This is a genomic window from Mesorhizobium sp. M7A.F.Ca.US.005.03.1.1 (assembly GCF_003997975.1).
In the GTDB taxonomy this organism is placed as follows: Bacteria; Pseudomonadota; Alphaproteobacteria; order Rhizobiales; family Rhizobiaceae; genus Mesorhizobium; species Mesorhizobium ciceri.
On sequence record NZ_RZRO01000044.1, the window covers coordinates 41,271 to 50,165 of the forward strand.

Here is an 8,895-nt window from a genome sequence, read left to right on the forward strand (position 1 = left end):
CTAGAAGGAGACCCCTCTATGCTGAAATCCATCCATGCTGCCCTGGCGATGAGCGTTATAACATTAACCGCCTTTGGCGCATCGTCGGCCTTCGCGGCACCGCTGAAAGTGGTCGCCAGCTTCACCGTCATTGCCGATTTCGCCAAAAATGTCGGCGGCGACCGCATCGATGTCACCACCATCGTCGGGCCGGATGGCGATGCCCATGTCTACGAGCCGAGCCCGGCCGATGCGGTGGCCATGGCCAAGGCCGACATCGTGCTGGTCAACGGCCTGCATTTCGAAGGTTTTCTGCAGCGGCTGGTCGATGCCAGTGCCACCAAGGCCTCGATCATCACCTTGACCAAGGGCGTGACGCCGATCGATTTCAAGCCTGAATTCGCCGATGCCGACGCGGCCGAAGGTGCCGGCACCGGCGGCGGCAAGACGGTCACCGATCCCCACGCATTCCAGTCGATTGCCAACGCCAGGATCTATGTGAAGAACATCGCCGAGGCTTTCTGCGCGGCCGATTCGGAAGGCTGCGTCAGCTACCAGACCAATGCCGCCGCCTACACCAAGAAGCTTGATGCGGTCGAAGGTGAAGTGAAAGCGGCAATTGCCTCGATCCCGGAGAGCAAGCGCGTCGTCATCACCTCGCACGACGCCTTCGGCTATTTCGAACATGCATACGGCCTGACCTTCCTCGCCCCGCAAGGGGTGTCGACCGACTCCGAACCATCCGCCGCAGACGTTGCCAAGCTGGTCAATCAGGTGAAGCAGGACAAGGCGGCTGCGATCTTCGTCGAGAACATCACCAACCCGCGCCTGATCGAGCAGATCGCCAGCGAAACCGGCATCAAGGTCGGCGGCACGCTCTATTCGGACGCGCTGTCGCAGCCCGACGGCCCGGCCGCGACCTATATCGATATGATGCACAACAACATCCGTCAGATCAAAGGCGCTATTCTCGGCAGCTGAGTTTGAAGGATCGTCCAGCCGGGCCGCATCGGCCCGGTTGGATTTTCTGGCACGCAATGTCTATTTGGCAGAGAAATCCTTCGGCACGGATTGCCGCCCATGTCGGGGAGTGGCAAGACTGCCACCTGACCAGTTTGCGAGGATGCTGCCATGGAATACCGCGAAATCAGCGAGGACTATTCGGTTTCGGGCCAGATCCAGCCCGAAGACGTCGCCGCCATCAAGAAAGCCGGCTTCAAGAGCATCATCTGCAACCGGCCCGATGACGAACAGCCGGGCCAGCCTTCTGCCGACACCGTCGGGGCAGCGGTCGAAGCTGCAGGCCTCGCCTTCCGCTACATTCCGGTGATCAGCGGCCAGATCACGGCCGAGAATGTCGAGGATCAGGCCGAAGCGCTCGAGGAACTCGACGGCCCGGTCTTCGCCTATTGCCGTTCCGGCGCCCGCTGCACCAATCTCTATGGACTGATCCAGCAGTCGAAGGGTTGAACGGCCCTTCCGTCATTAGGCTGGCGATCCTTCACACCCCCTCTGGCCTGCCGACGTATCAATGATATCCGCTCAGATTAAATCGGCAGCGCGCCGGTTTCCTTCAGCGTCTCCAGCACGATCGCCGTCTTCACGTGCTGCACGGATTCGTGCGGCAGTAGCACGCCGTTGACGAATTCCGACAATGATTTGAGATCCGGCGTCACCACTTTCAGGATGTAGTCCATCTCGCCGGTCAGCGCGTGCGCTTCCTGCACTTCGGGCAGCCGCGCCACCAGTTCGCTGAAGCGCCTTGCATTGTCGCGATTGTGGGTGGCGAGCGTGACCGAAATGACGCTGACCAGGGAAAAACCGAGCTTGTCGCGGTCGAGAACGGCGCGATAGCCCCTGATGAAGCCGTCCTCCTCCAGCCGCTGACGGCGGCGCGAGCATTGCGACGCCGACAGGTTCACCCGCTCCGAAAGATCGTTGTTGGTCAGCCGCGCATCACCCTGCAACAGTGCCATTATCTTGCGGTCGAACTGGTCAATGCGCGCCTCATCCATGGCTTTCCCCCACATCATGCACGCTTCACGCATGACATCATCATTTCAAGCGTTTGAATGCAAGCACCGTGCGCCTCCTCCGCGTTATCATCGTGTCAAATCGCCTTTTCAGGCCAGGCCAGCTTTCGGAGGAATATTATGGGTCCCTTCCCGCACGACGCCCCGCCCGCCAGGATCAGCAAGGACAACCCGGCCGGCACCGATGGGTTCGAGTTCGTCGAATTCGCGCATCCGGAGCCGCAAAAGCTGGCTGAGCTGTTCACCCGCATGGGCTATGTCGCGGTGGCCAAGCACCGCACGAAGGACATCACCGTCTGGCGCCAGGGCGACATCAACTATGTCGTCAATGCCGAACCCGGCTCGCATGCGATGAAGTTCGTCGACAAGCACGGCCCTTGCGCCGCCTCGATGGCCTGGCGGGTGGTCGACGCCAAACACGCCTTCGATCATGCCGTTGCCAAGGGTGCCACACCTTACGAAGGTGCCGACAAGGCGCTGGACGTGCCGGCGATCGTGGGCATTGGCGGCTCGCTGCTCTATTTCATCGAGACCTACGGCAAGAAGGGCTCGGCCTATGACGCCGAGTTCGAGTGGCTGGGTGCGCGCGACCCGCGGCCGGAAGGCGTCGGCTTCTACTATCTCGATCACCTGACCCACAATGTCTATCGCGGCCAGATGGACAAATGGTGGGATTTCTACCGCAACCTGTTCGGCTTCAAGCAGATCCATTTCTTCGACATCGATGGCAAGATCACCGGCCTGGTCAGCCGCGCCATCACCTCGCCCTGCGGCAAGATCCGCATTCCGCTCAACGAGTCCAAGGACGAGACCAGCCAGATCGCCGAGTACCTGAAGAAGTACAATGGCGAAGGCATCCAGCACATCGCCGTCGGCACCGACGAAATCTACGAGGCCACCGACAAGCTCGCCGCCAACGGGCTGAAGTTCATGCCCGGCCCGCCTGAAACCTACTACGATATGTCGTATGACCGCGTGAATGGCCATGACGAACCGATCGAGCGGATGAAGAAGCACGGCATCCTGATCGACGGCGAAGGCGTAGTCGACGGCGGCATGACCAAGATCCTGCTGCAGATTTTTTCGAAAACCGTGATCGGCCCAATCTTCTTCGAGTTCATCCAGCGCAAGGGCGACGAAGGTTTTGGCGAAGGCAATTTCCGCGCGCTGTTCGAATCGATCGAGCAGGATCAGATCAAGCGTGGCGTGATCAAGGTTCAGGCGGCGGAATAGCCATCGAACTCACTTGCGGCCCGGCCAATTATGACCTAAATTCTGGTCATAAGAGGTCATCTATGAATATCCCCATGGCAAAAGCGAAGGCTCAGCTTTCCGAATTGGTGAAACGTGCCCAGGCTGGCGAAGAGATCCATCTGACCCGACATGGAGAGGTTGTCGCAACCTTGAGCGCTCCCGTTCGGGCTGGTGGGAGCAAAGGCTTGCTTGGCGCCCTGAAAGGCCAGATTTGGATATCGGATGATTTTGATGAACTCGGTCCCGAATGGGACGAGTATATTAAATGAGCCGCAGATATCTGGTCGATACCCATATTCTGCTTTGGGTACTCAACGCCGATTCACGTCTTTCGGATCATCATCGCGATATCTTTCTCACAGGCAAGGATGTGATCGTCAGCGCCGTCTCGGTGGCCGAGATCGCCATCAAGAAATCGCTCGGCAAAGTGACGCTCACAGGCGACATCGTGGACATCCTGCGATCGAACGGGATTCCGATTCTCGGCGTAAACGAACTACACGCGGCGAGACTTGAACATCTGCCGCTTCACCACCGCGATCCCTTCGACCGCCTGCTTATTGCGCAGACCCAAATTGAAGGCCTGACGTTGGTCTCCGCGGATCGGCAATTTTCAGCCTATGACGTCGTATTGGCCTGATCGCCCAAGCCCAGCCGCTTGACCTCTTTCGCCGGGCTGAAGGGACAATACCGCGCGGTAGAGTCGGTCGTTCGACCAGAGATTGTTGCCGGCCATGCTGCGCGGGTAGTCGGGCAGGCTCATCACGTCATCCGGTTGACCGCGACAGATACAAGCCCGCCCACATAACGACAAATCCAGCAAGAACGATCAGCAGCAACCAGTTCATACGCCGACGCATGCTCTGCGTTTCCGCGTCCCGCGCGACGTCCATGTTGGTGATGGTGTGGAACATCATCGCCTTGCGCGGAAAGCCGCTGCGGTTGGTCAGGTCGGGCGATCGCGCCTCGATGCGATAGCTCAGCCGGATCGCCTGGATGAAGACCGCCAGTATGGCGAGTGCCCAGACACCAGCAAGCAGATAGCCCCCCGTCATGCCCTCACCTCTCGTATTTCTCGACCTTCTGTTCGATGGCGCCGAAGATCGAATGCCCGGTTTTGTCCTTCATCTCGATGCGCACCGTGTCGCCGAAGCGCAGGAACGGCGTTTTGGGTTCGCCCGACACAATGGTTTCGATCATGCGCAGTTCGGCGATGCAGGAATAGCCGGCGCCACCGGCCGAGACAGGCTTGCCCGGCCCGCCGTCTAGCTTGTTGGAGACGGTGCCGGAACCGATGATCGTGCCGGCGGCCAATGGCCGTGTCCTTGCTGCATGAACGATCAGCGCAGGAAAGTCGAAGGTCATGTCGATACCGGCATTGGCGCGGCCGAACGGCTTGCCGTTGAGATCGGCAAGCAGCGGCAGGCTGACCTTGCCGCCGTCCCAGGCATCACCCAGTTCGTCCGGCGTCACAGCGACCGGCGAAAACGCCGAGGACGGCTTTGATTGGAAAAAACCGAAACCTTTCTCCAGTTCCGGTCCGGTGAGCGCGCGCAACGTAACGTCGTTGACCAGCATGACCAGTCGGATCGCTGCCTTTGCTTCTTCGAGGCTTGCACCCATCGGCACATCGTCGACGATGACAGCGACCTCGCCCTCCATGTCGATGCCGAAGGCTTCGTCAGCCGTGCGGATCGGATCACGTGGCGGAATGAAAGAATCCGAGCCGCCCTGGTAGATCAGCGGGTCGGTCCAGAAGCTCGCCGGCATCTCGGCGCCGCGCGCTTTGCGCACCAGCTCGACATGGTTCACGTAAGCCGAGCCATCGGCCCATTGATAGGCACGCGGCAGCGGCGAATGGGCGTCATGTTCGTGGAAGCGCTCCGCCGGCATCGCATTGTTCTCAAGCGATTCCGCTATTGTCGCGAGATGCGGGGCGATGCGCCGCCAGTCGTCGAGCGCCGCCTGCAGCGTGCGAACCAGGAACGAGGCGTCGGTGAAGCGTGTCAGGTCGCGCGAGACGACGACGAGTTTCCCGTCGCGCGTCCCGTCCTTCAATGTGGCAAGCTTCATGCGGTTTCCTCTCCTGCTGCAGCTTTGGCGCTGCTTAAGCCCACAACAAGACCGTCGCGGGCGATCGTCAAGTCGCCGTTCCAAGTTTTCCTGACAGCGGCAGTCCAGTCGGCCTCGCCTATCAAAGAATCGTCGGCCGGAATAAGGTGGTTGAGCACCAATCTCTTCACGCCGGCATCGCTTGCGATGCTGCCGGCCTCTTCGGCAAAGCTGTGGCTGGCGAGCAGATGCTCTCTGAGGCGCGCACCATTGCCGGTCCTGGCCACCAGTCGCTCGATGCCCTCTTCCAGCATTGCCTCGTGGACGAGGATGTCGGCGCCTCGGGCAAAATCGGCGAGCGGCGGATAAAAGGCCGTATCGGCGGAGAACACGACGCTTTTGGCGCCATGCTCGAAGCGCAGCGCAAAACAATCGGTCACCGGCGGATGCTCGACGCGCAGCGCCGAAACCGTCAAGCCGCCCTGCGCGACCACCTGGCCTTCGCCGAATTCGCCGATCGACACCAGATCGCGAATATCCGGCCGGCCTTCGTCAACGATGCGGATCTCGATGTCGAACTCCATCGCCTGGCAAAAGCGCCGCCAGTAATGACCGGTGCCGGGCGGGCCGAACACGCCGACGGGCGTCGCGAGGCCCGCCGTCCAGGCGGTGTGGATCAGCGGCCCCAGTTCCAGCACATGGTCGGAGTGCAGATGCGTGATGAAGATCAGGTCGAGCGACTTCAGGCTGATGCCGGCATCGACCAGACCACGCGTCACGCCAAGGCCGCAGTCGACGACGATGCTGCGGCCGCCGATCTGCAGCAGCGACGAACTCGGCCATGGACCACCCGGCCGCAATGCCGGGCCACCCTTCGAGCCCAAAAGCACCAGCCGATCCGGCATTGGCTCGGTGATCAAGACCAGTCGCCCTCGGGCGTGCCGTTGAAACGCTTCTTCAGGTCGGCCCAGCAGTCGATGTAGTTGTCCTGCCGGGTTTCGAGCTCGGCGCCGTAGCGGGTCAGCATCTGCGGAAATCGGGTCTCGAACATGAAGGCCATGGTGTTGTCGAGCTTGACCGGTTTCAGCTCCGCGCGCGAGGCCTTTTCAAAGCCAGGCGCATCCGGCCCATGGGCCAGCATCAGATTGTGCAGGCTGATGCCGCCAGGCACAAAGCCTTCTTCCTTGGCGTCGTACTGGCCGTGGATCAGGCCCATGAACTCGCTCATGATGTTGCGGTGGTACCAGGGCGGCCGGAAGGTATCTTCGGCCACCAGCCAGCGCGGCGGAAAGATGACGAAGTCGATGTTGGCCGTGCCCTCCTCGCCGCTCGGCGCGGTCAGCACCGTGAAGATCGACGGGTCGGGATGGTCGAACAAAAGCGCTCCGACCGGTGAAAAGGTCGCCAGATCATATTTGTAGGGCCCATAGTTGCCGTGCCAGGCAACGACATCGAGCGGCGAATGGCCGATCTCGGTGACATGGAAATTGCCGCACCATTTCACGATCAGCCGGCACGGCGTTTCCTTCTCCTCGAACCATGCGCCAGGCGTCTTGAAATCGCGTGGGTTGGCCAGGCAATTGGCGCCGATCGGGCCGCGATCGGGCAGCGTCAGCTTGGCGCCGTAGTTCTCACAGACGTAGCCGCGCACTTCGGCGTCGACCAGCTCGACCTTGAAGACCAGACCGCGTGGCAACACCGCGATCTCGCCGGGCCGCAGCTCAATGACGCCCATCTCGGTGACGAAGCGCAATGCGCCGACTTGCGGCACGACCAGCAACTCGCCGTCGGCATTGAAAAAATGATCGTCCGCCATCGAGGTGTTGGCGACATAGACATGCGCCGCCATGCCGGTCTGCCCGAGCACGTCGCCAGCGGTTGTGATGCTGCGCATACCGGCGATGAAATCGGTCGGCTCCTTCGGCATCGGCACCGGGTTCCAGCGATACTGGCCGAGCGCCAGTTCATGATCGCCGACATTGGGCGCACTCTTCCACAAGGGATAGCTCGCCGCCTTGAAGCGGCCGGTGTGCTTGACGCTCGGCCGGATGCGGTAGAGCCAGGACCGCTCATTGGTGCCGCGCGGCGCGGTGAAGGGCGAGCCTGAAAGCTGCTCGGCATAGAGGCCGTAGGCCGGCCGCTGCGGCGAATTCCGTCCCTGCGGCAACGAGCCGGGCAGCGTCTCGGTCTCAAAATCGTTGCCGAAGCCCGGCATATAGGAAAAGGCCATTGCTTCCTCCCGAAATGGATATCAATTGACCAAACTGGTTTCATTTGTAACCATCGAAAATGTAACCATCAATGGCGGCTTTGAAAAATGGCGATCAGGAGCGAAGCGTCCGACGCGGCTGAAATTCTCAATCTGGAAAACTTCCTGCCCTACCGGCTCTACCGGCTTGCCGACGCCGTCAGCCGCGAATTTTCGAGGATATACAAGGACAGCCATGGCCTGACGCGGCCGGAATGGCGCACCCTTTCGGGGCTGGGGCAGCATGGAACGATGACTGCGACCGAACTCGGCGAGCAATCGGCTATGCACAAGACCAAGGTTTCACGCGCCGTGGCTGAACTCGAGCGGCGGCGCTGGTTGATGCGGACACCTGATGAGAAAGATCGCCGTATCGAACATCTGACGCTGACCGGAACGGGGCTTGCCGCCTATCGCGAGATGGTGCCGCTGGCGAAGGCGTTCGAACGGGATTTGCTGGCAAGGCTCAGCGCTGAAGAGCGCACGGCGATCACCAGCGGACTGGCTGCATTGGAGACCAGTCTGGTCCCGAGCAAGAGTTAGTCCAAGATCAAGCCAATCACTCTGAACGACGGAGTTCGAGCGAGACTGCGTGGAAACTCCCGAAGCATAGCATTGCTTTCGATTTAATCGTGATTTGCGTTGTCAGGCCGCATATAATGCCCATCATACCGTCAGGAGGATACGATGAGCATTCGCACATTAAGTGTCCTGGTGACGCTGCTTGTAGGCACCTGCACATTTGCGCAGGCGCAGCAGACAAAGCCGATGTCGATCGAAGTGTTCCCTTTCGAATTGGAGGACAAGAGCGCCGGGGCGGGAATAATTCCCCCGGATGAATATGACAGGCGCTATCTGTCGGAATCAGCACAAGTTGCTAAGGACATGCTCTCCCAGTCTGGGCGTTTTACAGTAATTGATGTGCCGGCGAGGGATACACAGGCTGCGGCGCCGCACGGATTGCGCAACTGCGCTGGTTGTGAAGGCCCGATTGCCAAGGAGCACGGCGCGTCGCTTGCCTTGCTTGGCGTCGTAACGCGCGTCAACCGAACAGAACATACTATGTTCATTCGCATCCTTGACGCCGAAACCGGGAAACATGTTTCGGAGGGGTTTACCGATCTTCGCATGGGTGCGAACTACGCGTGGCCCCGCTCCGTGAAATGGCTGATGAAAAACAGAATTCTGCGTTAGGGCGGCATCTACCAATCCATCACCACCTTGCCGGAACTGCCGCTGCGCATTGCATCGAAGCCGGCTTGGAAATCGTCGATGCCGATGCGGTGCGTGATAAGCCCGGAAACATCCAGCGGCCCCTGCACCAGCGCG

At 60.4% G+C, this 8,895-nt stretch carries 12 protein-coding genes and 2 pseudogenes; 7 read left to right on the forward strand and 7 right to left on the reverse strand.

The annotated features are described in order from the left end of the window. The first annotated feature begins 18 nt into the window (after positions 1 to 18). Positions 19 to 960, forward strand: a complete 942-nt coding sequence (gene aztC / locus EN990_RS18905) for a zinc ABC transporter substrate-binding protein AztC (protein ID WP_013532309.1) — start codon at positions 19 to 21, stop codon at positions 958 to 960. 150 nt (positions 961 to 1,110) lie between these two features. Further along, positions 1,111 to 1,449 (forward strand): TIGR01244 family sulfur transferase, encoded by a 339-nt coding sequence (locus EN990_RS18910; RefSeq protein ID WP_127384542.1) that lies wholly within the window; start codon positions 1,111 to 1,113, stop codon positions 1,447 to 1,449. 77 nt (positions 1,450 to 1,526) lie between these two features. Here the strand turns inward: EN990_RS18910 and EN990_RS18915 are convergent, their stop codons facing one another. Continuing rightward, the gene (locus EN990_RS18915) at positions 1,527 to 1,994 is read right to left on the reverse strand and encodes an Lrp/AsnC family transcriptional regulator (protein ID WP_127370171.1); all 468 of its coding nucleotides are present in this window, start codon (positions 1,992 to 1,994) and stop codon (positions 1,527 to 1,529) included. A 138-nt stretch (positions 1,995 to 2,132) separates the two neighbouring features. Here EN990_RS18915 and hppD point away from each other — a divergent pair, with 138 nt between their 5' ends. From hppD to EN990_RS18930, 3 genes are all read left to right on the forward strand, one after another. Continuing rightward, positions 2,133 to 3,245: a 4-hydroxyphenylpyruvate dioxygenase gene (gene hppD / locus EN990_RS18920; protein WP_127370170.1), complete on the forward strand. Its 1,113-nt coding sequence runs from the start codon at positions 2,133 to 2,135 to the stop codon at positions 3,243 to 3,245. Positions 3,246 to 3,307: 62 nt separating this feature from the next. Beyond that, positions 3,308 to 3,535 (forward strand): type II toxin-antitoxin system prevent-host-death family antitoxin, encoded by a 228-nt coding sequence (locus EN990_RS18925; protein ID WP_013532313.1) that lies wholly within the window; start codon positions 3,308 to 3,310, stop codon positions 3,533 to 3,535. Then, positions 3,532 to 3,906 carry a type II toxin-antitoxin system VapC family toxin gene (locus tag EN990_RS18930; protein WP_013532314.1) on the forward strand — a complete coding sequence of 125 codons (375 nt, stop codon included), beginning with the start codon at positions 3,532 to 3,534 and terminating at the stop codon, positions 3,904 to 3,906. Before EN990_RS18925 ends, EN990_RS18930 begins: the two co-directional genes overlap by 4 nt. A gap of 27 nt (positions 3,907 to 3,933) precedes the next feature. Here the strand turns inward: EN990_RS18930 and EN990_RS36220 are convergent. From EN990_RS36220 to hmgA, 5 genes and pseudogenes are all read right to left on the reverse strand, one after another. Further along, positions 3,934 to 4,029: pseudogene (locus EN990_RS36220) on the reverse strand (damage-inducible protein DinB); the annotation flags it as partial. A gap of 4 nt (positions 4,030 to 4,033) precedes the next feature. Next, positions 4,034 to 4,321: a hypothetical protein gene (locus tag EN990_RS18940; protein WP_127384541.1), complete on the reverse strand. Its 288-nt coding sequence runs from the start codon at positions 4,319 to 4,321 to the stop codon at positions 4,034 to 4,036. 4 nt (positions 4,322 to 4,325) lie between these two features. Beyond that, positions 4,326 to 5,339: a fumarylacetoacetate hydrolase family protein gene (locus tag EN990_RS18945; RefSeq protein ID WP_013532316.1), complete on the reverse strand. Its 1,014-nt coding sequence runs from the start codon at positions 5,337 to 5,339 to the stop codon at positions 4,326 to 4,328. After that, on the reverse strand, positions 5,336 to 6,223 hold the full coding sequence (locus tag EN990_RS18950; protein ID WP_064995500.1) for an MBL fold metallo-hydrolase: 888 nt from the start codon (positions 6,221 to 6,223) through the stop codon (positions 5,336 to 5,338). The genes EN990_RS18945 and EN990_RS18950 overlap by 4 nt, the downstream gene beginning before the upstream one ends. Before the next feature lie 11 nt (positions 6,224 to 6,234). Next, on the reverse strand, positions 6,235 to 7,548 hold the full coding sequence (hmgA, locus tag EN990_RS18955) for a homogentisate 1,2-dioxygenase (protein WP_127368617.1): 1,314 nt from the start codon (positions 7,546 to 7,548) through the stop codon (positions 6,235 to 6,237). Positions 7,549 to 7,635: 87 nt separating this feature from the next. Here hmgA and EN990_RS18960 point away from each other — a divergent pair, with 87 nt between their 5' ends. Next, positions 7,636 to 8,109 (forward strand): MarR family transcriptional regulator, encoded by a 474-nt coding sequence (locus EN990_RS18960; RefSeq protein WP_024505603.1) that lies wholly within the window; start codon positions 7,636 to 7,638, stop codon positions 8,107 to 8,109. A 144-nt stretch (positions 8,110 to 8,253) separates the two neighbouring features. Further along, positions 8,254 to 8,760, forward strand: a complete 507-nt coding sequence (locus EN990_RS18965; RefSeq protein WP_013532320.1) for a DUF2380 domain-containing protein — start codon at positions 8,254 to 8,256, stop codon at positions 8,758 to 8,760. An 8-nt stretch (positions 8,761 to 8,768) separates the two neighbouring features. Here the strand turns inward: EN990_RS18965 and tdh are convergent. Continuing rightward, a pseudogene (gene tdh, locus EN990_RS18970) lies at positions 8,769 to 8,895 on the reverse strand (L-threonine 3-dehydrogenase); the annotation flags it as partial.

Coding starts and splice junctions, on each gene's coding strand:
- EN990_RS18950 (WP_064995500.1), bottom strand. CDS start 6,223: ATGCCGGATCGGCTGGTGCTTTTGGGCTCGAAGGGTGGCCCGGCATTG.
- aztC (WP_013532309.1), top strand. CDS start 19: ATGCTGAAATCCATCCATGCTGCCCTGGCGATGAGCGTTATAACATTA.
- EN990_RS18965 (WP_013532320.1), top strand. CDS start 8,254: ATGAGCATTCGCACATTAAGTGTCCTGGTGACGCTGCTTGTAGGCACC.
- EN990_RS18960 (WP_024505603.1), top strand. CDS start 7,636: ATGGCGATCAGGAGCGAAGCGTCCGACGCGGCTGAAATTCTCAATCTG.
- EN990_RS18945 (WP_013532316.1), bottom strand. CDS start 5,339: ATGAAGCTTGCCACATTGAAGGACGGGACGCGCGACGGGAAACTCGTC.
- hppD (WP_127370170.1), top strand. CDS start 2,133: ATGGGTCCCTTCCCGCACGACGCCCCGCCCGCCAGGATCAGCAAGGAC.
- EN990_RS18940 (WP_127384541.1), bottom strand. CDS start 4,321: ATGACGGGGGGCTATCTGCTTGCTGGTGTCTGGGCACTCGCCATACTG.
- EN990_RS18910 (WP_127384542.1), top strand. CDS start 1,111: ATGGAATACCGCGAAATCAGCGAGGACTATTCGGTTTCGGGCCAGATC.
- EN990_RS18925 (WP_013532313.1), top strand. CDS start 3,308: ATGAATATCCCCATGGCAAAAGCGAAGGCTCAGCTTTCCGAATTGGTG.
- hmgA (WP_127368617.1), bottom strand. CDS start 7,548: ATGGCCTTTTCCTATATGCCGGGCTTCGGCAACGATTTTGAGACCGAG.
- EN990_RS18915 (WP_127370171.1), bottom strand. CDS start 1,994: ATGGATGAGGCGCGCATTGACCAGTTCGACCGCAAGATAATGGCACTG.
- EN990_RS18930 (WP_013532314.1), top strand. CDS start 3,532: ATGAGCCGCAGATATCTGGTCGATACCCATATTCTGCTTTGGGTACTC.